The sequence below is a fragment of the Jejubacter calystegiae genome, from assembly GCF_005671395.1.
Lineage (GTDB): Bacteria > Pseudomonadota > Gammaproteobacteria > Enterobacterales > Enterobacteriaceae > Jejubacter > Jejubacter calystegiae.
Genome location: NZ_CP040428.1, coordinates 4,515,420 through 4,539,481 on the forward strand (window position 1 = coordinate 4,515,420; position 24,062 = coordinate 4,539,481).

General features: G+C 57.1%; 17 protein-coding genes, 3 tRNA genes and 2 pseudogenes. 11 read left to right on the forward strand and 11 right to left on the reverse strand.

Going from position 1 to position 24,062, the window contains the following annotated elements; all coding sequences use genetic code 11:
- Positions 1–53 precede the first annotated feature (53 nt).
- Positions 54–704, forward strand: coding sequence for a lipopolysaccharide kinase InaA (gene inaA / locus FEM41_RS21220; RefSeq protein ID WP_138098180.1), 651 nt, complete (start codon positions 54–56; stop codon positions 702–704).
- A 47-nt stretch (positions 705–751) separates the two neighbouring features.
- Here the strand turns inward: inaA and nac are convergent, their stop codons facing one another.
- Positions 752–1,669, reverse strand: coding sequence for a nitrogen assimilation transcriptional regulator NAC (gene nac / locus FEM41_RS21225; RefSeq protein WP_138098182.1), 918 nt, complete (start codon positions 1,667–1,669; stop codon positions 752–754).
- A 302-nt stretch (positions 1,670–1,971) separates the two neighbouring features.
- Here nac and FEM41_RS21230 point away from each other — a divergent pair.
- Positions 1,972–2,047, forward strand: a tRNA-Asn gene (locus FEM41_RS21230).
- Positions 2,048–2,114: 67 nt separating this feature from the next.
- On the opposite strand, the gene FEM41_RS21235 is transcribed toward FEM41_RS21230, so the two are convergent.
- Together FEM41_RS21235 and FEM41_RS21240 are read right to left on the reverse strand one after the other, a co-directional pair.
- The gene (locus FEM41_RS21235) at positions 2,115–2,417 is read right to left on the reverse strand and encodes a helix-turn-helix domain-containing protein (protein WP_138098183.1); all 303 of its coding nucleotides are present in this window, start codon (positions 2,415–2,417) and stop codon (positions 2,115–2,117) included.
- Between the two features lie 11 nt (positions 2,418–2,428).
- Positions 2,429–2,776, reverse strand: a pseudogene (locus FEM41_RS21240) (type II toxin-antitoxin system RelE/ParE family toxin); the annotation flags it as partial.
- 484 nt (positions 2,777–3,260) lie between these two features.
- Between FEM41_RS21240 and FEM41_RS21245 the strand changes: the two are divergent.
- Positions 3,261–5,441, forward strand: coding sequence for a TonB-dependent siderophore receptor (locus FEM41_RS21245; RefSeq protein WP_138098184.1), 2,181 nt, complete (start codon positions 3,261–3,263; stop codon positions 5,439–5,441).
- Positions 5,442–5,476: 35 nt separating this feature from the next.
- Here the strand turns inward: FEM41_RS21245 and FEM41_RS21250 are convergent, their stop codons facing one another.
- The 4 genes from FEM41_RS21250 to FEM41_RS21265 form a co-directional block, all read right to left on the reverse strand.
- On the reverse strand, positions 5,477–6,718 hold the full coding sequence (locus FEM41_RS21250) for an esterase family protein (protein ID WP_138098185.1): 1,242 nt from the start codon (positions 6,716–6,718) through the stop codon (positions 5,477–5,479).
- 71 nt (positions 6,719–6,789) lie between these two features.
- A complete protein-coding gene (gene iroC, locus FEM41_RS21255; protein ID WP_138098187.1) occupies positions 6,790–10,455 on the reverse strand; it encodes a salmochelin/enterobactin export ABC transporter IroC in 3,666 nt (1,221 codons plus the stop codon).
- Between the two features lie 32 nt (positions 10,456–10,487).
- Positions 10,488–11,603 (reverse strand): glycosyltransferase, encoded by a 1,116-nt coding sequence (locus FEM41_RS21260; protein WP_138098189.1) that lies wholly within the window; start codon positions 11,601–11,603, stop codon positions 10,488–10,490.
- Between the two features lie 826 nt (positions 11,604–12,429).
- Positions 12,430–13,398: a hypothetical protein gene (locus tag FEM41_RS21265; protein ID WP_138098191.1), complete on the reverse strand. Its 969-nt coding sequence runs from the start codon at positions 13,396–13,398 to the stop codon at positions 12,430–12,432.
- 360 nt (positions 13,399–13,758) lie between these two features.
- Between FEM41_RS21265 and shiA the strand changes: the two genes are divergently transcribed.
- From shiA to FEM41_RS21285, 4 genes are all read left to right on the forward strand, one after another.
- Positions 13,759–15,078 (forward strand): shikimate transporter, encoded by a 1,320-nt coding sequence (gene shiA, locus FEM41_RS21270; protein ID WP_138098193.1) that lies wholly within the window; start codon positions 13,759–13,761, stop codon positions 15,076–15,078.
- Positions 15,079–15,218: 140 nt separating this feature from the next.
- Positions 15,219–16,676: an AMP nucleosidase gene (locus FEM41_RS21275; protein ID WP_138098195.1), complete on the forward strand. Its 1,458-nt coding sequence runs from the start codon at positions 15,219–15,221 to the stop codon at positions 16,674–16,676.
- Positions 16,677–16,801: 125 nt separating this feature from the next.
- Positions 16,802–16,877, forward strand: a tRNA-Asn gene (locus tag FEM41_RS21280).
- Between the two features lie 150 nt (positions 16,878–17,027).
- A complete protein-coding gene (locus FEM41_RS21285; protein ID WP_138098197.1) occupies positions 17,028–17,963 on the forward strand; it encodes a sulfonate ABC transporter substrate-binding protein in 936 nt (311 codons plus the stop codon).
- Positions 17,964–17,967: 4 nt separating this feature from the next.
- Here the strand turns inward: FEM41_RS21285 and FEM41_RS21290 are convergent, their stop codons facing one another.
- Complete coding sequence (locus FEM41_RS21290; RefSeq protein WP_138098199.1) at positions 17,968–19,416, reverse strand: EmmdR/YeeO family multidrug/toxin efflux MATE transporter; 1,449 nt, start codon at positions 19,414–19,416, stop codon at positions 17,968–17,970.
- Between the two features lie 191 nt (positions 19,417–19,607).
- Here FEM41_RS21290 and FEM41_RS21295 point away from each other — a divergent pair.
- A tRNA-Asn gene (locus tag FEM41_RS21295) sits at positions 19,608–19,683 on the forward strand.
- Positions 19,684–19,750: 67 nt separating this feature from the next.
- On the opposite strand, the pseudogene FEM41_RS21300 reads toward FEM41_RS21295, so the two are convergent.
- Positions 19,751–20,052, reverse strand: a pseudogene (locus FEM41_RS21300) (transcriptional regulator).
- A 130-nt stretch (positions 20,053–20,182) separates the two neighbouring features.
- Here FEM41_RS21300 and FEM41_RS21305 point away from each other — a divergent pair.
- Positions 20,183–20,641: a carboxypeptidase-like regulatory domain-containing protein gene (locus FEM41_RS21305; protein WP_138098201.1), complete on the forward strand. Its 459-nt coding sequence runs from the start codon at positions 20,183–20,185 to the stop codon at positions 20,639–20,641.
- A gap of 54 nt (positions 20,642–20,695) precedes the next feature.
- Complete coding sequence (locus FEM41_RS21310; RefSeq protein WP_138098203.1) at positions 20,696–21,415, forward strand: 4'-phosphopantetheinyl transferase family protein; 720 nt, start codon at positions 20,696–20,698, stop codon at positions 21,413–21,415.
- Between the two features lie 41 nt (positions 21,416–21,456).
- On the opposite strand, the gene FEM41_RS21315 is transcribed toward FEM41_RS21310, so the two are convergent.
- Together FEM41_RS21315 and FEM41_RS21320 are read right to left on the reverse strand one after the other, a co-directional pair.
- Positions 21,457–21,792, reverse strand: coding sequence for a DUF496 family protein (locus FEM41_RS21315; protein WP_138098205.1), 336 nt, complete (start codon positions 21,790–21,792; stop codon positions 21,457–21,459).
- Positions 21,793–21,980: 188 nt separating this feature from the next.
- Positions 21,981–23,039, reverse strand: coding sequence for an FUSC family protein (locus tag FEM41_RS21320; RefSeq protein ID WP_138098207.1), 1,059 nt, complete (start codon positions 23,037–23,039; stop codon positions 21,981–21,983).
- A gap of 268 nt (positions 23,040–23,307) precedes the next feature.
- Here FEM41_RS21320 and FEM41_RS21325 point away from each other — a divergent pair, with 268 nt between their 5' ends.
- A complete protein-coding gene (locus tag FEM41_RS21325; protein ID WP_138098209.1) occupies positions 23,308–24,060 on the forward strand; it encodes a gluconate 2-dehydrogenase subunit 3 family protein in 753 nt (250 codons plus the stop codon).
- Positions 24,061–24,062 lie beyond the last annotated feature (2 nt).

Sequence of the window (24,062 nt, forward strand, 5' to 3'; positions counted from 1 at the left end):
ATAAACTGGAAGAATAAGTAAATCCTAATAAATTGGTTAAATTTGAGTTGATTATGTTATCACAGCAAGAAATCCAGGAATTCGATGCCTGGTGGGCCACCGAAGGAGAGTGGGTGGAAGAACCAAATCAGCGCCGTAACGGCATGAGCGGCGTGCAGCGCATCGAGCGCGACGGTAAGGCACTGTACGTTAAGCGTATGACGCGGCATCTGTTCCACTCACTGCGCTACCCGTTTGGCCGCCCCACTATCGTGCGCGAGATTCAGGTACTTAACGAACTGGCGTGCGCTGGTGTTAACGTCCCCAAAATCATTTATGGCAAAGCGCTAAAGCGCAACGGTGAGTGGCGGGCGCTACTGGTCACGGAAGAGATGGCAGGCTTTTGCAGCATCGATCGGTGGTACAGCCAGCATGCCAGTCTGCCTTTCGAAGACGAAACCCGCCAGGAGATGCTGCGCCAGATTGCGCTGGCGTTCCGCGGTATGCACAGCATCAACCGTCAGCACGGCTGCTGCTATGTGCGGCACATATTTGTGAAAACCAGCGGACAGATAGAGGCAGGATTTCTGGATCTGGAAAAAAGCCGCCGCCGCTGGGTGCGCAGTAAGGCCGTGAATCACGACTTCCGGCAGTTGGAAAAATACCTGTCTCCCATTCCAGTGCAAGACTGGCAGCAGGTTAAAGCATTTTATTACGCGCTGTAACGGGCTGGCGCGACCGTCGGTCCTGCGCGACGGTCGCACACTTTCCCTTAGCCCACCAGCATCAGCTCGCGACTTTCCAGCGGCGGCCGGGTGACTCGCGACATCAGGATCTCCTTCACCGCCTGGGCCTGAGGCGACAGCGGCAACCGCGCTGAAAGATTCAGCGATAGCGGCAGCGTCAGCGTCGGTGAAGTAATACGCGACATCCAGCCACCGGCGGCGCCCATCAGCAGACGCGCCGCCGATTCCGGCAATACCGTCACGCCCATACCGCTGGCAATGGCGGCCGTCAGGGTCGAAATGGACTCGATCTCGCCCGCAATCTTCGCCGTCAGACGGCGCAGAGAGAAGGCTTCATCCACCCGGCGCCTGACCGCACTGTAGTCGCGCGGCAGCAGCAGATTCATCTGCGCCACCTGGGTCAGATCCACGCTCGGGCCAGGGTTGCCCTGGGTGCCCACCACAAACAGCGACTCCTTGCGCAGCGGCTGGCTGATAATACCGGCCGTGGGCGCTCTGTCGTACAACACGGCCATATCAAGCTGGCCGTTCAGCAGTTTGTCATTCAGCTGTCCGCCGCTGTTTTCGTGCAGATAGATTTGCACGTCTGGCAGCTCCGCCCGCACCGTCTGCAACAGCGGCATGGTCACAGAGGAGGAGGCAGTGCCTGGCGCCAGACCAATAGATACCGGGCCGCTCAGCGACTGCCCCACATTATTGACGGCCAGCTGCGCCTGGTCGCACATCCGCAGAATGGTGCGGGCATGGGCATAGAGCAGCTTTCCCGCCTCGGTAGGGGTTACGCCGCGCCGGGTACGGATCAGGAGTTGCTGATCCATTTCGCCTTCAAGCGTAGCGACCTGCTGGCTCAGCGCTGGCTGGGCAATGTGCAGCACCTCGGCGGCCTGGGTCAGGCTACCGATATCGACGATTTTTACGAAGTACTTCAGTCGTCTGAGATTCATTTTGCCTCCTGAACGGGATACCAGTGCGAAAGGGTCTGGCTCTGTACAAGGCATTGCAAGAAGGTTGCCAGATTACAGCCATCGCCAGAAATTCAGGCTAACCTTATGGATAATAAGCAAATCTGATTATCCGGCCCTCTTAAAATCGCCGCAGTATGTCAATCCCCCCTGCCCCATAACGGGGTGATGTGCACTACGCTGGCGCAACGGCTGGCGATTTTAGCGCCAAACGAACCTTTTGCCGCGATTCCACCTTTGACAAGCCGTCGGCACGCCGTTACTATGCGCCCCGTTCACACGATTCCTCTGTAGTTCAGTCGGTAGAACGGCGGACTGTTAATCCGTATGTCACTGGTTCGAGTCCAGTCAGAGGAGCCAAATTTAAGGAAGCCCGCTTAAGGAAACTTAAGCGGGCTTCTTGTTTTTTACGCTCTGACACCAGCACCTACAGTACAAACCCGTAATGAGAACCATCCGGCAGTTCAACATCAAGGTGCAGTTTGCCGCCTGCTGCCTCGACGTAGCGTTTAAGCGTGGAAAGTTTCAGATCGCGGCCTGGCTTTTCCATTCCTGCAACGGTAGGTTGCCTGACTCCCAGCGCCTGGGCCATTTCGACCTGCGTTTTCTGTACTTTTTCGCGCAGTTCAGCAAGGTGAATGTTGAGCAGGATGTCCGTCGCCATCGCCTGAGCTTCAGCCACAACTTCCGGCTTTTCATCCGCAATAAGCTGTTCCAGCGTTCTGCCCATCGCGTTACTCCTTCTCTTTTTAATGTGTTCAACCAGTTCGTGAATTCCCGGTCAGCAACCGGAAGCATCTCATCGTAAAAACGTTTTTCATTGCCGACCTTGTTTCCGGCACAAAGCACGATGCCGGTACGGAGCGGGTCAAAAGCGAAAAACGCCCGTATCGGATCGCCCCGGCTCTGAACACGCAACTCTTTCATGTTGCTGTAGCGGGAGCCTCTGATCGTATCGGCATAAGGTCTGGACAACCCCGGCCCCTTTTCCCGCAGGACCAACAGCGCTGCCAGCACGCTGGCCCGATCGGTATCATTGAGCGAGGTAAACCAGTTATCAAACGTATCCGTTGTTTTAATTGTCCACACGGGACCTCCCAATCAATATAGGTTAAGCGCTATATAGATGTAAAGCTATAAAGTAGATTATGAAGTGATGGGATGAGGGATTCATGCGTCATTACTGCAAAGATGAAGACGCATTCGGGTATTTCAGTGAATAACATGCAAGACATTCACCGTTTTACGACCTGTACCGGAAAACCCGTTCAGGGTGTTGACGCTGTGTGAAAAGTGACCTTAATTGACCGATTCACCAGGTCCTGGCCTCCCCCCATAAATAAAAAACCAAGCAATAACAACAAATTAAATCACACATGCTCATAATAAATGGATATTTCTGGAAATTTTCAGAATAAACATTGCCTTACATTTATGAGAATGATATTAATAACCATTATCGTTTACATAAAAATAATAACGATCTGTGCGTCTCTTTCAGAAATACCTGGCGGGAGTGTGGGCTTAACAACAAATCACTTTTTAGTTAAGCAGACATTTTTTAGGGATAGCTATGAGGAATCACATTACGCTGTGGCCAGTCACTCTTCTGATAACTGGCCTCCACTGCCATGGGTCAGCGGCTACAGAACCCACCACCAGTAACGGCGATACCATGGTGGTGGAAGCCACCGCCGAACAGGTATTAAAACAGCAGCCCGGCGTGTCGATTATTACCCGGGAAGATATTCAGAAGAACCCTCCGGTCAATGATCTTTCGGAAATTATACGCAAAATGCCCGGGGTTAATCTGACCGGCAACAGCGCCTCCGGCACCCGGGGAAATAACCGACAAATTGATATTCGCGGAATGGGGCCGGAAAACACCTTAATACTTATCGATGGCGTTCCGGTGACCTCCAGAAATTCGGTGCGCTATAGCTGGCGGGGGGAGCGTGATACCCGAGGCGACAGCAACTGGGTTCCGCCAGAGCAGGTGGAGCGAATCGAAGTGATCCGCGGGCCAGCCGCGGCGCGCTACGGTTCAGGCGCCGCCGGTGGCGTGGTGAATATTATTACCAAACGTCCTACCAACGACTGGCATGGCTCACTCTCTTTATTCACCAATCAGCCAGAAAACAGTAAAGAGGGCGACACCAAACGCGCCAATTTCAGCCTGAGCGGGCCACTGGCCGGAGACGCTCTGACGATGCGCCTTTACGGCAATCTTAATAAGACCGATGCCGATAGCTGGAATATTAACTCCTCCGCGGGCGGCGCGAAAAATGCCGCCGGACGCGAAGGGGTTCGCAATAAGGATATTAACGGCGTGCTCTCCTGGAAAATCACCCCGACGCAGATTGTCGATTTTGAGGCAGGCTACAGCCGCCAGGGGAATATCTATACCGGCGATACGCAGAACAGCTCTTCCAGCGCCATAACAGAGGCGCTGGCGAAATCAGGCGCCGAAACCAACCGCATGTACCGCCAGAATTACGGTATCACCCATAATGGCATCTGGGACTGGGGGCAGAGTCGGCTCGGTTTTTACTATGAGAAAACCCATAATACCCGAATGGATGAAGGGCTTTCCGGCGGCGGTGAGGGTCGCATCACCCAGGATGAGCGGTATACCACCAACAGACTTACCTCTTACCGCACCAGCGGCGAGGTGAATATTCCAGTAAATTATCTGTTCGATCAAACGCTGACCCTGGGGGCCGAGTGGAGCCGGGATGAACTGGAAGACCCCTCCTCCACCGGGCTCAGCGCGCCGGACGATAATGTCGCCGGTATTCCGGGTAATCCGGCCAGCCGCAGCGACAAAAACCATTCTGTGATTAGCGCCCTCTATATTGAAGATAATATTGAACCTGTTCCCGGTACCCAGATTGTTCCGGGCCTGCGCTTCGATTATCTGAACGAAAGTGGCGGTAATCTGAGCCCCAGCCTGAATATCTCTCAGGAGTTGGGCGACTACGTTAAGCTGAAAGCCGGGATCGCCCGCACTTTTAAGGCTCCTAATCTGTATCAATCCAGCGAAGGCTACCTGCTTTACTCCAAAGGCAATGGCTGCCCTTCCGATATCACATCAGGCTCCTGCTACCTGCTGGGGAATAAGGATCTGGATCCGGAAATCAGCGTGAATAAAGAGATCGGATTAGAATTTGCCTGGGAAGATTATCACGCCAGCATCACTTATTTCCGCAACGACTATAAAAACAAGATAGTGGCCGGTGATGAAATTCTCGGCCGCACTTCATCCGGCTCTTATATTCTGCAGTGGGAAAATGGCGGCAAGGCGCTTATCGACGGTATCGAAGCCAGTATGGCGATTCCATTAGTGAAAGAGACTCTGGACTGGAATACCAATGCCACCTGGATGCTCACCTCTGAACAGAAAGAGACCGGTAATCCCCTGTCGATTATCCCCAAATATACCGTGAACACCGCGCTGGACTGGACGATTACCGATGCGCTATCGGCCAATATCAACTGGACGCTGTATGGCAGGCAGAAGCCCAGAACGCATGCAGAAACCAATAGCGAGGCCACTAACGGGCTGTCAGGAAAAGAGCTGGGCGCCTACTCGCTGGTCGGCACCAGTGTGAATTATGACATTAATACAAATCTGCGGCTCAATGTCGGTATCAGTAACCTGCTCGATAAGCGGATTTATCGCTCTTCGGAAGGGGCAAATACCTATAACGAGCCGGGGCGGGCTTATTATGCCGGGGTAACTGCCTCGTTCTGACCTCAGATGCCCGCGGAACTCCGCGGGCTTTTTTCTTATAGCCAGGCAATGCCATCAATCAGCGCGCCGCGCCACCAGGCATAATCGTGACCGCCGGTATAAACCACGCAATGACTCTCTACGCCAGCGGCACAGAGCCGCTGATGCAGTTGCCGTACATGGGGAACCGTGGAGCCTTCCAGTGAGCCCACGCACAGCCGAATCCGCACGCTGTCCGGCGGTGAAGAGAGAAGATGCTCGCTTACCCAGCAGTCGTCACGTTCGCTGAACAGCGAGGGTCGGCTGCTGCCGTCCGGCGTCCACCACATTGAAGGCGAATGACAAAGCACGGCACCAAAGGTTTCTGGCGCATGGCGGGCGGCCATCAGCGCCGTTACGCCCCCCAGACTCTGCCCGGCCAGCACGGTATGGGCGCGCCCCGCCCAGACCCTGTCCGGATATTTTGCCCGAACACCAGGGATAAGGCGTTCGGCAATATCCTGCACCAGTTCGCTGCGGCCACCCAGAATAGCGCTACGTTCGGTCTCATCAACATTATCAATGCCAAGCACCGCCAGCGGCGCGATACGCCCGCTGTCGATGGCGGCATCAATGGCGCCGCTAACGCCGAGATAATCAAACCAGGTTTCGGCATCGGGCAGCACCAGTAGCCCCAAAGGCACAGAGTCAGGAACGTCGGGAAGATAGAGACGCACGCGGCGCGTCTGACCGGCAATAACCGGGTGCCAGGTGACGAGTTCACCGCGCCCACACTGCGTATCACCGCGCCATTCTTCCTGAGCAGGCGCCAGATCCAGCGCCAGCACCGACTCCCGCCCGTCTCCCCGCACCCTGATCCCCGGCTGGCGATTTAGCGAGTCGGGCTGACCAGTAAAGGGGGTAAACCGGGTGCCCAACTGCGATAACGCTTCAGGCGCGGTATCGGGAGGGATTTCGGTCATGGTGTAGGATCCGCAGTAGCTTGCCGGCAAACGAAGAGTCAGCCACCAGATATCGCTGGATGGCAGGCGGTTCATCAGCCCCTGTCCGACCCGCTCTTTATCCGTGATGCGATTTAAGCGCAGGTATACGCCCTGAAGCGACGCCGCCGAACGCCACACAAAGGTGACGTCGCGCTGGTCGGGCTGACCGGCAACACCGATCACCAGGGGAAGAGTGACGGATTCAACGTCGTGCCAGAACTGTGCGCTGTCCGATACGCCGCCCGCCGCCAGCTGTTCAAGAATTCGGGCGGCAGCGGTAATGGTGTCGGGAACGGCGGGAGTGGACTGTCTCATTATTGGCCTTCCATAAAAGCTGATAAACCGGCGCGACGATTCCCCGAAACGCCGCGCCAATAGCGGTATCGTTATCCCGCGATCTCTTCCGGCGATGACACAGGTTGAGCGGCGTGGTCGCCCACGCTGTCGCGCCATAAATGCGCGTAGAGGCCATCCGCCGCCAGCAGCGCTTTATGGGAGCCATACTCAACGAGGCGCCCGCCATCCATCACGGCAATGGCATCACAGCGGCAGGCGGTGGTCAACCGATGGGCGACCACCAGCGCCATCCGTCCCTGGCTGCGGGCAACGTTCGCCAGCGAGGTCATGAGCGCCTCTTCCGAATAGCGATCCAGCCGCGAGGTGGCTTCGTCCAGCAGCAGTATATCGGCCCCGGCAAGCAGCGCTCGCGCCAGCGCGATCAACTGGCGCTGACCAGCGGAGAAATCCGCCCCGCCGTTGTTCACCGGCGTGTGGAATCCGCGCGGCAGTGCACGAATGGTCTCCAGCAGCCCCGCCTGACGCGCCGCCTCTTCCACTTCGGCACGGCTGCTCCAGGGGCGTGCATAGCGGATATTTTCTGCGATATCACCGCTGAACAGCGCCACATCCTGATCCACCAGCCCTACCCGGGTGCGATAATCGGCCAGCGACATGGCGGTAATGTCCTTCTTGCCGATACGGATCCGGCCACCGTCAGGCGAGTAGAGTCCGGCAATCAGCTTAACCAGCGTTGATTTCCCGGCCCCGCTGCGCCCGACCACGGCCACCACCGATCCCTGCGGTATTGTCAGGTTAAGCCGCTCCAGCGCGGCTTTGCTGCTACCAGGATACCGGAAGGTAACCTCATCCAGCGCCAGCGCTCCCGTTACCGGTGTCACCGCAGAGCGCTCCGACGCCGTGACCTCCTCCGCGCCTTCGGTGGCTAACAGTTCATCAATATGCTTACCGCTGGCCGATGCCTGTTGCCAGGAATCGACAATGCCGGAAAGCTGCTGCACCGGACCGTAGAACTGCCCCAGTAACAGGAAAAAGGCCGCCAGAATCCCCGGCGTCATCTCCCCGCCAGCCACCCGGGATGCCCCCACCAGCAGCACTGCGGCGTAAGAGGCTTCGGTGCAAAAGGTCAGGAACGGGAAGTAAACGGCCAGATATTTTTGCGCCCGCACGCGGGTGGCCCGGAACCGGTCCGACAGCGCACGCAGCTTTGACGCTTCCTGGTCCTGCTGGCCGTGGGACTGCACCACCCGAAGCCCCGAGACTTTCTCCTGCAACCTACTGTTCACTTTGCCAATCTCAATACGCGCCTGGGCATAAGCCGGGGAGCTCAGATGGCGGTAGAGCCACGTAGCCAAAATCACTACCGGAACCGCGCCCAGCGCCACCATGGCAAGCACCGGATCGAGCCAGAACATGGTTAGCGCAATAGCCAGCATCGCGATCAGGCTGGTCGCCGCCCCGGCCAGACCGTTTTGCAGAAAGCGCGCCAGCGCATCCACATCCACAGTCATGCGGGTCAGTCGGCTATCCATGTTCTGTTCATGATAGGGCAGCCCCAGACGCAGCAGATGGCCAAAGCTACGCAGCCGCACCCTGTGCTGCACAGTTTCTGCTGCCCGCGCTGCAACCACGGTCTGCAGTGCATAGCAGCACCAACTGACCATCACCAGCCCCAGCGCCAGTAGCGCGCAGATGCCGATGGTTTGCAGACTTCCCTGGGCCACGCCTGCATCAATACCGCGCTGTAGCAGCACCAGTACGCCAACGCCTGACGCCGAATCCAGCGCAATCAGCAACGCCGCCAGCGCAAACATCCACGCCACCGGCGCCAGTAGCGAGCTCAGCCGCCGCTCCTTGCCTGCCTGAACCCGCTGCATCGCGCTTTCCGGCACGCGGCACATGCGTTCAGCGAAACCGTGGCCGCTCTCCTCATCCACAATGGCTTGCGGCGCGGCGTCTGGCTCCGGCCATAGATCTGCGTCTGCGGCCCGTATTTTTTCCAGCCGATCGCCCGTGCCCGACATCAGCGCGCGAAACGCCGGGCAGCGCGCTTCCAGTTCAGCCTGAGTGCCAATATCCACAATCTGCCCTTCATCCAGTACTACAATCCGGCTGGCCAGCGCCAGGGTTGAACGGCGACGGGCGATCGCCAGCAGCATATGATCCTGGTCGGCATAGCGTGCCAGTGCATCATTGATCCCGGCTTCAGTACCGGCATCCACCGCCGAGGTGGTGTCGTCAAGCACCAGCAGGCCGGGCGCGGTAATCAGCGCCCGGGCCAGCGCAATGCGCTGTCGCTGCCCGCCGGAAAGATTGGTGCCCCGCTCACTCAGCCGGGTGTCGAACCCCTGGGGTAACGCCTGGATAAAGTCCATCGCCCCGGCCGCCGCGGCCGCGCGCCGGATATCCTGTTCCGAGGCTTGCGGGTGACCGTAGGCAATATTTTCCGCCACGCTTCCGGCAAACAGCAGCGCGTCTTCAAATACCACGCCCACCGTGCGCCGCAGTTCATCCAGCCTGAGATCGCGAATATTCTGTCTGCCCCGCTCCGTTTCAAGCCACAGAGCGCCGGAAGAAGGATCGTAAAACCGCGCCAGCAGCATCAACAGCGTGGACTTCCCCGATCCCGACGCGCCGACCACCGCCATGGTCTCACCAGCTTCCAGAGAAAAGGAGATATCACGCAATACCCGGGTGCCGCTGCTGTAGGTAAATCCCACCTGTTCAAGCCGGAGCCCAACCACCTTACCGGCAACCGACTGCGTGCCATCCTGCATTTGCGGGCGGGTATCGATCAGTGAAAACACCCGTTCCACCGGAGCCCGGGTCCGCTGGCCAATCACCAGAAAGGTCGCCAGCACCCGGGTCGGCCCCGTTAGCATCGCCAGGAAACTGGCGAAAGCCACGAAGGTACCCAGATCGATGCGCCCGGTCATCACCGACCAGCCGCCATAACACAACAGGACTATCTGCCCCAGTACCGGTAGCGCCAGCATGGTGGCCCCCGGCATCGCCTGAGCTATCGCCGCGCTAATACGCGCCCGCACCATCTGCCGCGACTGGCTATCCAGCCAGTTCAGTTCGCGCAGCTCCGCGACACACGATTTAACGATGGCAATTTGCGTCAGCACCTCACGCATATGCTCCGTCATATGCGCCAGTTTGTCCGATGCCTGTCCGGTCTGGGCAAACACCCGACGCCGGGCGCGCAGCGCCGTGACGGCTAAACTGGACAGTACCGCCACCACAATCAGCGTCATCGATGGCGACATCCATAGCATCACGGCCAGACCCGCCACGTAGTAGGTCAGCACCGCCAGCGGCACCGGGCACATCTGTAACAGGGTATGCATCTGCTGCAGGTCGCTGTTGGTGCGTGAAATCACCTGTCCGGTGCGCAGGGCATCCTGTCCTGCGCCATCCAGTTTCTGAATGCTGTCGAACGCCCTGCTCCGCAGGGTATGCTGAACCCACAGCGAAAGCTCACCGGCATAGCCGCGACGCACGTAGTTACCGATGAAATCGAACAGCGCAATGAAAATCAGACCGCTGGCGAGCCACGGCAACTGCGAGGCGTCGCCCGCCAGCGCGTCGTTAACCGCCTGTCGGGTCAATAACGGCGCCAGAGCGGCCAGAACAATGGTCGAGACCGACGCCACGATGACAATCATGCTTAACGTCTTACGTTCCCAACACACGCCAGCAAGGCGGACAATCCACGACAGCGCTGGCGTGGAAGATTGAGCGGCAGGCATTAAGCCTCCTTTATGTATAAAAAATGAGTGGGTCAGCCGTGTTTCAGCATCGCGATAAGGTTTTCAGCCACCGCCGACGGGCTGGCCTGGGCCGCCATTTCGGCGGCCACCTGCAAAGAGGCGTGACGGAAGGCGGGATTCGCCAGGAAGGTATTGATCATCTCGCTGGTTAATCCACCATCGTCGGGCACAATCCCGCACCCCCGCTCCACCACCGCCCGGGCATTAACGGGACGATCTGCCCCCTGGCCAAAGACGATTTGTGGTATTCCGGCGTGCAGCGCCGTCAGGGTATTGCCTGCTCCCCCGTGGTGAATAAAGCCGTCGGCACCATTCAGGAACAGGCCCATTGGGATCCAGTCGACGAGCCGTACGTTGGGTGGAAGTTTTCGCAAATCGGAGCGGGCATTGGTGGATAGCTGCAGGATGATTTCGGCGTCCACATCGTCGGCCGAATCCATGACCCATGAGATAAGATCCAGACCGTCGACCATCGGCTTTACGGTGCCAAGGCTGACCAGTAAACGTTTCCGGCCAGGTTCCCTCTGCCACCAGCTTTCCCAGACATCCCCGCCGTTGTAGGGCACATACTGCATGGCGATCACCGGCTCGCCGTTATTTTCCAGAATGCTCATGCTCGGCGGCGTGACGTCTATCCACGCCATGTCGCGCGGCGGCGCATCAACACCATGTCGGCGGTAGGCTTCTTCCAGCGCGCGCGTCACGCCCTGAATGTGCCAGGGAGTATGCCCAAAACCCACGGATTGCATCACGGCGGGAATACCGTATTTCGCCGCAATTAAGGGCCCCACCACGCCCAGGGGCGGATAGATAATCAGGTCAGGTTGCCAGTGCCCGGCAAATTCAATCAGCGAATCGGCCATCTCCTCACTAAAGAAAGAGAAACGGCCCATTCGGGTGCCTAAATGGCTGCTCTTTCGTATTGCTTCCTGGCGGCGATAACCGGCTTCTGAATCGAATCCGGGTAGCGCATCAAATACCACCAGGCCAGCCTCTGCGGCCTTATACGCAAATTTCCCTGCGCTGGCGACCACCACTTCATGCCCGTTAACGCGAAACGCCTGGGCAAGCGATAATACCGGATACAGCAAGCCATACAGGGGTGGCCCCACAAACAGAATACGCATAACAAAATCCCTCTCTGCTCTTTGAACTTAAAACTGAAAATAAACGCAACCACGCCACGCGCTTTGAGCCGACTTTCGATATCGTTCGACTCATTACGCTGCGCCAATGTGGAATTCCGCCGGGGCTCGCAAATAAGAAGTTGCAGGCAAGACAAATCATGTTTTACCCACGCAGCAATGCCCTGATCGGAGAGGGAAATCCCTTTCCCGACTGCCAATAACGCATGAGGCGTTATTTCCTGAATAAACGGCCAGAGACATTGCCATGTTGCCAGGCTCCGTCCTGGTATTGCGGGCGTTGGTGGGTCAGCAATTGCACGATAAACGGAATTTTGTTCTATCGATTCTTCCTTAAAGAAAGGGCGCATAAGGCCCTTTGCTACGGCATCCATTAACCTGTGGAGGGAGCGTTTTTCAGAGAAAACCTTGCCATCTCTCCCCCCCGAGTCTCCGTATTTATCGTTACAGAACACCCCACAAAACGCTAATGATAATAATTACCAATATCATTAGCGTTTGCAAGTTGGTTGTTAATCATCAATATTGCTGATGATTAACAGGCTAATCAGATCGTGGAGAGAAATTTTGCTTAGATCGGAGCGAATAAGGACTGTTAGCGACAGCATTCAGGAAAATAAGGCTGTAATATGCATATGCACGCATATCCACCAAATCATTGAGGTTATCGTGAGAGCTTTACCAGGAATCACATAAATATCAGTTAATTATCAACAAATTAAATAATTATTCTCTTTTATCTCCCTTGTGTACGGATTCAGAGAATCCTCATTAAAAGAGCTAATCGATTATATCACTGTCTGGACGGTTAAAATTCCGCACTCAGCCCAACGCTCCAGCCTTCTACCCCATCCCCGACAATGCCGGAACCGCGCAGGCTGACACCCTCGATCCCCGGAATTACCCCGTTATCCACCAGTTCAATACCTCCGCCGATCTCCACGAAGTAGTCAAAACCAATATCTCCCCGGGTGTCAGGCATATAAGTACCGGTAATAAAACCAATCCAGCGCAACGGTAGGCCAAACGGCGCGAGATCGGTCGGGCCATTCAGCTCGGTAGCCCCCGTTAATACATTAAATTCGTTGCGCTCTTCCAGCGACGAATCGCTGGCGCTGTAGATATCATCCACCAGGTAGTCATAGCGCAGGTTAGCGGTGAGCTTCACATCATTTTCCCAGCGATGGCGCTGCTCCAGCTCCAGCGCACCGCCGTATAGCATGCTACGCATTTTAAAATCGGCTATAACGCCGCGCCCCGCACTATAAAGGGTATCTCCCAGAAATCCGGCGGAAGAGGCGTCGTTCGAAGTGTGCGAATAACCAACCAGCACCATCGGGCGTAAAATGGTATTGCTGGCGATATCAAACTCGGCCCCCACGCCGCCCAAAGCAGAGAGCGTTTTGGTATCCAGCCTCAGATAATCACTGTCGCCTAAATCCAGGTTCTGATCGCTTCTTACATAACCGAAGGTGCCTTCAATATAGGGCCGGAAACCATCAACGCCGATATCGAACGCGTAACTCGGTGCTAATTTCCATGAATCAATATCCAGAGGATCGCTGGCGTTATGATCGGCGCGAAAATTTGCCGCGCTGATGCCCGGCGTAATGCTAATAATGGATAACTCCTGGTAGAGTCTGGCCAGATCGCCTGCGTTATCGCGCATCGAGTTGCGTATCGGCTCCAGCTCTATCGGCAGCGGCTCCGCCACAGCTATCCCATTCCCTGCCCATAACAGCATACCCGATAATATCAGAGAACGATTACCCATCATCTTTATCCGCCATTATTTTATCGTCGCCTTCAGGGCTGAAGATCAATTACCCAGTGAAACCTAATCATAATTCATTATTCCGTTTCTGCCTGTTTTATAACCACTAAAAAATAAGGTGCATCGCACCAGGATTTTCTGCCAGTAATGAACGCTTCCACACATTAATGATGGGCTTAAGGCGGATTATCCCTCGCATTGCTCTTATTTTTACCTTTCCCCCAAATGAGGTTGATAAAATCGTTTTCTCGCGCCGTCCATCGCGGTAGTCTCACTGCTGCCATCATCAACGGTGGCGGCTGTAATGTGAGTGCCTCGCACCCGATACTAATAAAAAAAACCAAATCAACAGACAGGACAATTATGGACTCCACGCTCATCTCCGCTTCCTCTGATAAGGAGACGCCTTCTATTCACCGCGCCCGTCGCGCCGCCTGGGGTAGCTTCGCTGGCGCCGTCGTAGACTGGTATGACTTTCTGCTCTATGGCATTACCGCCGCACTGGTCTTTAACAGCGAATTTTTCCCGCAGATTGATCCCGCCATGGGCACCCTGGCGGCCTTCGCCACCTTTGGGGTCGGCTTTCTGTTTCGTCCGCTGGGCGGCGTTATCTTCGGCCACTTCGGTGACCGGCTGGGCCGTAAACGAATGCTGATGATGACCGTCTGGATGATGGGCGCCGCCACTGCGCTTATCGGCATTCTGCCCTCTTTCGCCACCATCGGCTGGTGGGCGCCGGTGCTGCTGGTGACCCTGCGGGCTATCCAGGGCTTCGCGGTCGGTGGAGAATGGGGCGGCGCGGCGCTGCTGTCGGTAGAGAGCGCCCCCAGTAAAAAGAAAGCCTTCTACAGCAGCGGCGTGCAGGTGGGCTACGGCGTCGGCCTGCTGCTATCCACCGGTCTGGTCTCGCTTATCAGCCACCTGACTACCGACGCGCAGTTCCTGAGCTGGGGCTGGCGTATTCCGTTCCTGTTCAGCATTGTGCTGGTGCTGGCAGCGCTGTGGGTGCGTAACGGTATGGAAGAGTCCGCCGAATTTGAACAGCAGCGCCAGAACCAGATTCCCCGCGTTAAGCCGCGTCTGCCGGTTGTCGAAGCGCTGATTCGCCACCCCGGCGCCTTCCTGAAGATTATCGCGCTGCGGCTGTGCGAACTGCTGACCATGTATATCGTCACCGCCTTCGCATTGAACTATTCGACTCAGAATCTTGGGCTGCCGCGCGAACTGTTTCTGAATATCGGCCTGCTGGTGGGCGGCCTGAGCTGCCTGACCATCCCCTGCTTCGCCTGGCTGGCAGACCGCTTTGGTCGCCGCCGGGTCTATATCTCTGGCGCGCTGGTGGGCACTGTCTGCGCTTTTCCGTTCTTTATGGCGCTGGAGGCGCAGTCGCTATTCTGGATTGTCTTCTTCTCGATCATGCTGGCGAATGTCGCCCACGATATGGTGGTCTGCGTTCAGCAGCCAATGTTTACGGAGATGTTCGGCGCCAGCTACCGCTATAGCGGCGCCGGGGTTGGCTATCAGGTGGCGAGCGTGGTCGGCGGCGGCTTTACGCCCTTTATCGCCGCGGCGCTGGTCACTTTTTCCGGCGGCGACTGGCACAGCGTGGCGATTTATCTGCTGGCAGGCTGCCTGCTTTCCGGCGCAACGGCGCTGCTGATGAAAGCGCCGGAGCAGCACTAACAATAAGCGGCGGAGACGGCTGGATCTCCGCCTGCGCCTTCCCTTTTCGCGCACCGAATTCATTCCGACGCCCCCTTCTGTTCTGGCGATGCTGTGACATACTATCGGCAATGCTTCCTGTACTACCGCAAGGAGAGACCATGACCCAGGACAACGCAGCCAGCCTGACTCCCATCCAGGCGCTGGATAAACTGGAACAGCTGTACCAGAACGCCGTAGCGGCCTTGCGCGATGCCATCGCCCGCTACACCGATACCGGCGAGCTGCCGTCCGAACAGGCGCGTCGCGCCGGACTTTTTGTCTATCCCGAACTGCGGGTAAGCTGGGACGGCGAGCCACGCAGCGCCCCGCGCAGCCGGGCCTGGGGGCGCTTCACCCACCCCGGCAGCTATGCCACCACCATCACCCAACCTCAGCTTTTTCGCGGCTATCTGGAAGAGCAGCTTACCCTGCTGCATAACGACTACGGCGCGCAGATTAGCATTGCCCCTTCGCAGCATGAGATTCCCTGGCCTTATGTGATCGACGGTGCCGAACTGGGGCTGGATCGTTCGATGAGCGCAGGCCTGGCGCGCCACTTCCCTAATACCGAACTGGCGCTGATTGGCGATGAGACGGCGGACGGTCTCTGGCACCCCACCGAACATTACCCGCTGTCGCACTTTGACGCCCGACGGGTCGACTTTTCGCTGGCGCGCCTGCGCCACTACACCGGCACGCCGCCGGAGCACTTCCAGCCGTTTGTGCTGTTTACCAACTACACCCGCTACGTGGATGAATTTATCAGCTGGGGCTGCGCGCAGATCCTCGATCCAAACAGCCCTTATGTCGCCCTCTCCTGCGCGGGCGGCAACTGGATCACCGCCGATACCGAAACGCCGGAGCAGGAGATCTCCGATCTGGCCTGGAAGAAGCATCAGATGCCCGCCTGGCACCTGGTCACCGCCGACGGTCAGGGAATTACATTGATCAATATCGGCGTCGGTCCTTCCAATGCTAAAACCATCTGCGATCACCTGGCAGTGCTGCGCCCGGACGCCTGGCTGATGATCGGCCACTGCGGCGGCCTGCGTGAAAGCCAGGCCATTGGCGACTACGTGCTGGCCCACGCCTATCTGCGCGACGACCACGTGCTGGACGCGGTGCTGCCGCCGGATATCCCCATTCCCAGCATCGCCGAGGTACAGCGCGCCCTGTATGACGCCACCAAACAGGTTAGCGGCATGCCGGGCGAAGAGGTGAAACAGCGGCTACGCACCGGCACCGTGGTGACCACCGACGATCGCAACTGGGAGCTGCGCTATTCAGCCTCGGCGCTACGCTTTAACCAGAGCCGCGCCGTGGCTATCGATATGGAAAGCGCCACTATCGCGGCCCAGGGTTATCGCTTCCGGGTGCCTTACGGTACGCTGCTGTGCGTTTCCGACAAGCCGTTGCACGGCGAAATTAAGCTACCGGGTCAGGCGAACCGCTTTTATGAGGGGGCTATCTCGGAACATTTGCAGATCGGAATTCGCGCCATCGACCTGCTGCGGGCCGAAGGCGAACGCCTGCATTCCCGCAAGTTACGCACCTTTAACGAGCCGCCGTTCCGTTAGAAATACCGCGAAAAAAGGCCTTATTTCGCGCGTTTGCAGAAATTATCGGCAAACGCGCGCTTTTCATGAAAACAGGCTTTGACAAGCACATGACCCGCCGCTAATATGCGCCCCGTTACCCCAATTCCTCCGTAGTTCAGTCGGTAGAACGGCGGACTGTTAATCCGTATGTCACTGGTTCGAGTCCAGTCGGAGGAGCCAGATTTAGAAAACCGCCCGCTTGCCGGGCGGTTTTTGTTTCTCTTTCCTGCCTTATCCCAATTTTCGCAATACCTTCGTCAATCTTGTTATTTCAACCCGCTGTTGCGCGTTTGCTATCCTGGCGCCACCTGCACAATCCGGAATAATAAGATGAAAGGAATAACCGCACTTCTGCTAACGCTTGCGCTAAGCATACTGTCCCCCCCCGACAGCCAGGCGCAAACGGTCACCATCGGCTATCAGAAGGCCAATATTTTCGCACTGATGAAGTCACGCGGTAGCCTTGAACAGGCGCTGGAGAAACCCGGGGTTCAGGTTCGCTGGGTGGAGTTTCCGGCCGGGCCGCAGATGTTGGAAGGATTAAACGTTGGCAGTATCGATCTTGCCGCTACCGGCGATGCACCGCCGGTGTTCGCCCAGGCTGCCAGAGCCGATCTGGTCTATCTGGGCCACTCGCCAGCCAGCCCGCAGACCGAAGCGATCGTCGTGCCGCCAGATTCAGCGATTCAGGGCGTGGCGGATCTGAAAGGCAAGCGGGTGGCGCTCAATAAAGGCTCCGACGTCAACTGGCTGCTATTGCGCGCGCTGGAGAAAGCGGGGCTCACCATTCGCGATATTACGCCGGTATGGCTCCCCCCGGCCGATGCCCGGGCCGCCTTCCAGCGCGGTGCAGTAGATGCCTGGGCCATCTGGGATCCTTACCTGGCCGAAGTAGAGACGCGCCTCCAGGCCCGCCAGATAACCAGTGCCGAAGGGCTGGTTCCCCACTACACCTTCTATCTGGCCAGCCGTCGCTTTGCCGAAGGCTCGCCGCAGATTGCCAGACGGGTGCTGACCGAATTACAGGCGTTAAGTCAGTGGGCCAATACCCATCAGACCGAGGCGGCACATATTCTGGGGGCATCCACCGGACTGCCGCCAGCCATCTGGCAAAAAGCGCTGGCGCGCATGCCCTTCGGCGCGGCCCCCATGACAGAGGAGATTTTTGACCAGCAGCAGACGCTGGCGGACAGCTTTACCCGCAGCGGCCTGTTGCCGGTAAGCGTAAAAGTGCGCGACGCAGCCTGGTCGGCCGCGTCGCCATAATCATTCACCCGCCTTCCCTGCGCGCCTCCTGCGTCCGTTCGGGGTGGCGCGGATACTTCCACAGCCAGCGGCCGCTTATCATACGCCAGTAGAAGAAGGCGGCGCGCACCGCCCAGTCCAGGAACATCCCCAGCCAGACCCCGACCACGCCCATACCAAGCTCAATGCCCAGGATGTAACCAGCAATCACCCGGCAGCCCCACATACCCAGCATCGTCACCCACATGGTAAAACGGGCGTCGCGAGCCCCCTTAATGCCCGCAGGCAGCACCCAGGAGGCGGACCAGATCGGCATAAACAGCGCGTTAAGCCAGATCAAATGTTTCACCACCTCTTTCACTTCGGGATCGCGGGTATAGAATGCGGCCATCACCCCGGCAAAAGGCGCGCTCAGCCAGGCGATGGCGGTAAGCCCAAGGGTGGCAAGCCAGAACACGTGACGTAGCTGACGTTCGGCCTGGGCGCGCTGTCCTTTACCCAGCCGCCGCCCCACGATGATGGTCGAAGCCGACCCCAGGGCGTTACCGGGCAGGTTAATCAGCCCGGCAATGGAGAAGGCGATAAAATTACCGGCAATCACGCTGGTGCCCATTCCGGCCACAAACATCTGAGTCAACAGCTTACCGCCGTTGAACAACACTGACTCCACGCTGGCGGGCAGGCCAATCGCCAGGACTTCCCATAAAATCCCCACGTTGAGTGGCCGGAAGTAACTGCGTAGCGACACCCGCAGCGATTTATAGCCCTTCATCAACACCCAGAGAATCCCCAGCGCACCGATGTAGCGCGAGATGGTCAATCCTAGTCCGGCACCGATAAAGCCCAGCCCCGGCCAGGAAAAAAGACCGTAAATCAGCACACTACTGATAATGATATTGAGGATATTCATGCCGCCGTTCACCAACAGCGGAATACGGGTATTGCCCGCCCCACGCAGCGCGCCGCTGCCGATAAGCGCAATAGCCGCCGCCGGATAGCTCCAGGCGGTCAGCTCCAGATAGGTCAGTGCCAGGGCTTTTACTTCCGCGCTGGCGGCACCGGCGATAATGTCGATAATCTGCTGGCCCACCACGTGAATCAGCAGCGCCAGCCCGATGGCGATGAGCGTCATCAATACCAACGACTGGCGAGTCGCCGCCCGGGCCCGTTTCCCCTGGCGCTTACCCAGACTAAAGGCCACCACCACCGTGGTACCCAGATCCACGGCGGCGAAGAAGGCCATAATCACCATATTAAAGCTGTCGGCAAGCCCGACGCCTGCCATCGCCTCTTTGCCGATCCAACTGACCAGGAAGGTGCTGAGCACCCCCATCAGCAGAACGCAGGTGTTTTCCAGAAAAATAGGCACCGCCAGCGGAGTAATCTCGCGCCAGAACAGCGTCTTGTAGCTTTTACGACGGGAATACCAGGGAGTGCGCTCCACCGCCTGGCGCAATGCAGCATAGAGTCTCAAGGTGGACCTGCATCTGAAAGTTGAAACAACATTTCAATCATGAGCCACAATCCCCTGCCCTGCAAAGGTTTTTTGATGAAAAATCGTTACGCTTTATGCCGGGATGTCGAACTTTTCAGCAAACGATGCAGCGGTAGCTTGCGGAGGTTTGACAAATTTTTTTTCGCCGCTATGATAAGCCTCCACACGATTCCTCTGTAGTTCAGTCGGTAGAACGGCGGACTGTTAATCCGTATGTCACTGGTTCGAGTCCAGTCAGAGGAGCCAGATTTAAAGAAGCCCGCTTAAGGAAACTTAAGCGGGCTTCTTGCTTTTTACGCTCTGGCTACAGCCTCTACAGTACAAATTCGTAGTGAGAACCATCCGCCCGTTCAACATCCAGGCGCAGTTTGCCCCCTGCCGCCTCGACGTAACGTTTGAGGGGGGAAGTTTCAGATCGCGGCCCGATTTTTCCACTCCTGCTACACCAGGCTGCCGGATGCCCAGCGCCCGGGCCATTTTGACCTGCGTTTACTGTACTTTCTCACGCAGCCCGCCAGGGTGGATGTTAAGCAGAATATCAGTGGCCATTACCTGAGCTTCGTCCACGACTTCCGGTTTTTCATCCGCTATAAGCTGTTCGAGCGTTCTGCCCATCGCATCGCGAAAGCTGAAGACGCATTCAGGGATTTTTGCTGGTAACGACCAGAGGACAACATCCTCTCCCGCAGCATGGCGTGATAGTGTTAACATAAATGCCACCCGCACTCTGTCGAGCGATCTGACCATGCATCACACCGCCCTGCGTAACGGGGCGCTATCAACCATAGCAGCCCTGCTTCTGACGGTTTCATTATCCGGATGCGTCTTTCATGACTATAACAGCCCGCATATCGAAGGCGTTATCCTCAACCAGGGGCAGCCTGTCGCCGACGTACCAGTGATATTAACCAATGTGGATAAACAGGTTCGCACCACCACTACCGATAGCCTGGGGCGCTTTACGCTGACGCCACCGGGAGAGTGGCATCTGTTGATTCCCATCGGCCCGCAGGACAGGCTGTCCCGGTGGGCCGTTATAATAGAGCAAGGTCAGAAAACGCTTACCGGATATACAGAGTCCCGCTTCGGCGGTGTATTCTCCGGATATTCAGGACGCGACCGTATTCGCTTAATTTGCGAGCTGTCACCGAAAAGCGATAACGCCTCTCCGACTGAGAAGGTTCCCCTATGCCAGCCGCACTGACGGGAGCAGCGAGCGCAACAGGAGTGACTGCCTCTTTTTTCTGGAAACCACGCCGTGCTGATTATTGATAAAGAGCGCTTTCACTCCCCCTTTCTGCCCCAAACCCGTTGCGGCCGGTTGGCCAGCCAACCTGAGGCGCTTTTCTGTGAGGCGACCTTCGATCGTGAACAGTATCAGGAGACGCTGTGGCAGCAACTGGCTGTCCCCTTTCCTGATTCGCTGGCCGGCGCCGTCACGAAACGGCGGGCCGAATACCTGGCCGGGCGCTGGTGCAGCCAGCAGCTACTGGACGCGGCAGATATTCACGGCCATGTATTACGGGCAGAGAATCGCGCGCCGCACTGGCCTGCGGGTGCCATGGGGGCCATCAGCCATTCCGGCGATCGGGCGCTGGCGCTGATGGTGGCCGACGCCATACCCTGGCGGGTGGGGGTCGATCTGGAACGCTTTGATGCCGAAGTGATGCGCAACTGCGGGTCGGAGATTATCAACGATACCGAGGTGATGCGGCTGGGCGCAGCCGGTTACGGCGATGAATGGGGCATACTGCTGGCCTTTTCCGCCAAAGAGAGCCTGTATAAGGCGCTATGGCCGGAAGTACGGCGCTATTTTGGCTTTCATGCCGCGGCCCTGGTCGCGGCCGACGAGGGAAGCTTTGTGCTGGAGCTCAGAGAGAGCCTGACGGCGGATTTAAAGGCGGGTCAGCGTTTTTACGGCGAATGGCGCTATGAAGCACCCTGGATCACCACGCTGGTTTGTCAGCCCGCGAAGTGACCGGCATCTCCCCGCCAGAGCGGGGAGAAAAAAGCTCAGAATCAGGCTTTGTGGTCACCGTTCACTTTCGGCTCACCCATGGTCTTCAACTTGTCGGAGATATCTCGGCGCTCTTTAGAAAGATCGGCATTCTTGATGATGTAGTCATCCACACGGTCTTCATAATCGCTCTTCATGCTGGCGATAATACCCTGAATGGCTTCCACGCTCATGCCCGGCTTGATGTACTCGCTCAGGTTGTCCAGCAGCAGTACACGCTTCTGGTTGTCACGGATTTTTTTCTCAACGTCCTGAATTTCACGCTTCAGTTTGTTCTTACGACGGAACAGACGGACGAACTCCAGTACATCCTGAAAAGAAGGCTTGCTATTTTCCATTTTTATACCCCTGCTAATTGTAAGACTCGGATTCGTTCAGACAACCGCTTCAGACCCAACACTAATGATAGCGGTCATTGATAACAATGGTTTTCGCCATTCATTCTGGCCGAAAATAGTGTGGCTATCATACCCTTAAAACCAGCTGAATCGAAACAACCCGTGCCATTCGGCGCCCTGGTCGCGGATTATTTGCGCAATGCCCGGGCGATAAGCTGCGACAGCATCTCCAGCTGGCGCGCCAGCTCCAGACTGAGCCAGACGTAGCCATAGATGTGCGCCTCGTAGCGATTACCCGGTTCGCGATCTTTCAGAAGCCCGCTCAGCTCATCGACAATCTCCGCCAGCGCTTCGCTATTGCGCTTAACCGGTACCGGACTGCCTTCATACAGCGCCCGGCTCAGCGCCTGAAGCGTGTTATGCGTCATCTGCTGGGTTTCCCGCAGCGTATGCGCGTTAAGCATGACAAAATGGCTCTCGCGCGACGCCCACCAGGCATTAATCTGCAGCTCCAGAGTGCAGACGATATTGCGGCTGACGGTCTGAATCGCCTCCAGGATCCCCTTGTTGATATGGGTTTCCTTGCTGGAAGGGCCAATCAGTGCCCGCAGTTTCACCACGTCGTTCAGCAGTTTCTGCAGCGGCTTGTCGAGCCGCGGGCGCTCCACCAGATTGGGGGAAAGCCCCGCCTGCTGCAACCGATCGAAGCCGGTGAAAAAGTCCGCCATATGAATGCGCCACAGCAGAAACGCACGCTGGGGCAGGATAATGGTAAACAGCATAGCCAGCAGAGAGCCGAAGATAACATCCCCTGCCCGCCACAGCGCCGTGCCCATCTCGCCGGTCGGCGCGCCAACCACCACCGACAGGGTAATGCCAATCAGCAGCGCCTGATAGGGCTTCTTGCCCAGCGTCAGCCAGCCGCACAGGAACATCGAGACAGCGCACCACAGCAGCATCAGCGGTAGTGACCAGAGTTCGAGCTGAAGGGCTACCAGCCCCAACGCCGCCCCCAGAATGGTGCCGCCGATACGGTCCACCGCGCGCGGCAGGACGTTGCCCAGAAACGAGAGCGGCCCCATGACCACCACCATGGTGATCAGCGGCCAGCTCCCTTCTGGCACATCGAGCAGACGCACCACCAGGAAGGTCAGTACAAACGCCAGCGCAATTCGCACTCCGTGAACGATTCGGTAGTGGCGGTAAAGGCGAATATCAAAGGAGGTTAATGATTTGTCAGGACGCACGCCTGCACTCCGCGTAACGTAATAAAAGATTATTTTAACATGGCGCCGAAGTTGTCCCAAAAAACCAGTAAAAACGCCGCTTGCTCGATGATTTGTAACATTTCTTGATTAAAAATAGATCACATTCATTAATATTTTCTAACATTTGCATTTCAAAATCGCACTAAATACCCTTATCTTTACAAAAGAAAGGCAACTACCCTTAGCACACACTATTCGCTGCGTAATCCATTCAGCGCAGCATTTTCTGCATTTTTAAGGAAGCAACATGCGCAAACCACAAAAAACACTGCCCGGGGTCACCCGTCGGCAGGTTCTTGCATGGTCTGGCGCGGCACTCGCCCTGGGTACTGGTTCCGCGAAAGCGGCAACGTTAACCGGTGCTCCGGGCTGGGAGCCATTCGCCGATAACCCCCCTGAAACATTTGACGGCAAAGGCTGGCTGTTTTTCAACGACGCCGAAGTCGCCACCCTCGAAGCCATTGTGGATCGTCTGATTCCCGAAGATGAACTCAGCGTGGGCGGGAAAGCCGCAGGCTGCGCTGTCTTTATCGACCGACAGCTCCACGGCTTTTACGGCAATTTTGAACGCCTGTACATGGAAGGCCCTTTCCATGAGGGGACGCCCGAGCAGGGCGATCAGTCTCCGCTGACTCCACGTCAGCGCTACCGCATCGGGCTGGCAGCGCTGGATAAATGGTGCCGGAAGCAGCACAACAAAGGTTTTCACGAACTGAGCGGCGACGATCAGGATAATGTCCTGACCGCGCTGGAAAAGGATGAGATCGCCCTGGAAGGCATCAAGAGCGCGGACTTCTTTGCGCAGGTGCTGAGCAACACCACCGAAGGCTTTTTTGCCGATCCCGTCTACGGCGGTAACCGCGATATGGTCTCCTGGAAGATGATCGGGTTCCCCGGCGCGCGCTATGACTACCGCGATTTCATCGAGCGTCATAACGAAGAGCTGAAATTTACCCCCGTCAGCATCACCGGCAGCGCGGACTGGATGAAGAAAGGATAATC

Bases quoted from the DNA above. Each gene is read 5' to 3' on its own strand.
- inaA (WP_138098180.1), top strand. From the start codon at position 54: ATGTTATCACAGCAAGAAATCCAGGAATTCGATGCCTGGTGGGCCACC.
- nac (WP_138098182.1), bottom strand. From the start codon at position 1,669: ATGAATCTCAGACGACTGAAGTACTTCGTAAAAATCGTCGATATCGGT.
- FEM41_RS21235 (WP_138098183.1), bottom strand. From the start codon at position 2,417: ATGGGCAGAACGCTGGAACAGCTTATTGCGGATGAAAAGCCGGAAGTT.
- FEM41_RS21245 (WP_138098184.1), top strand. From the start codon at position 3,261: ATGAGGAATCACATTACGCTGTGGCCAGTCACTCTTCTGATAACTGGC.
- FEM41_RS21250 (WP_138098185.1), bottom strand. From the start codon at position 6,718: ATGAGACAGTCCACTCCCGCCGTTCCCGACACCATTACCGCTGCCGCC.
- iroC (WP_138098187.1), bottom strand. From the start codon at position 10,455: ATGCCTGCCGCTCAATCTTCCACGCCAGCGCTGTCGTGGATTGTCCGC.
- FEM41_RS21260 (WP_138098189.1), bottom strand. From the start codon at position 11,603: ATGCGTATTCTGTTTGTGGGGCCACCCCTGTATGGCTTGCTGTATCCG.
- FEM41_RS21265 (WP_138098191.1), bottom strand. From the start codon at position 13,398: ATGATGGGTAATCGTTCTCTGATATTATCGGGTATGCTGTTATGGGCA.
- shiA (WP_138098193.1), top strand. From the start codon at position 13,759: ATGGACTCCACGCTCATCTCCGCTTCCTCTGATAAGGAGACGCCTTCT.
- FEM41_RS21275 (WP_138098195.1), top strand. From the start codon at position 15,219: ATGACCCAGGACAACGCAGCCAGCCTGACTCCCATCCAGGCGCTGGAT.
- FEM41_RS21285 (WP_138098197.1), top strand. From the start codon at position 17,028: ATGAAAGGAATAACCGCACTTCTGCTAACGCTTGCGCTAAGCATACTG.
- FEM41_RS21305 (WP_138098201.1), top strand. From the start codon at position 20,183: ATGCATCACACCGCCCTGCGTAACGGGGCGCTATCAACCATAGCAGCC.
- FEM41_RS21315 (WP_138098205.1), bottom strand. From the start codon at position 21,792: ATGGAAAATAGCAAGCCTTCTTTTCAGGATGTACTGGAGTTCGTCCGT.
- FEM41_RS21325 (WP_138098209.1), top strand. From the start codon at position 23,308: ATGCGCAAACCACAAAAAACACTGCCCGGGGTCACCCGTCGGCAGGTT.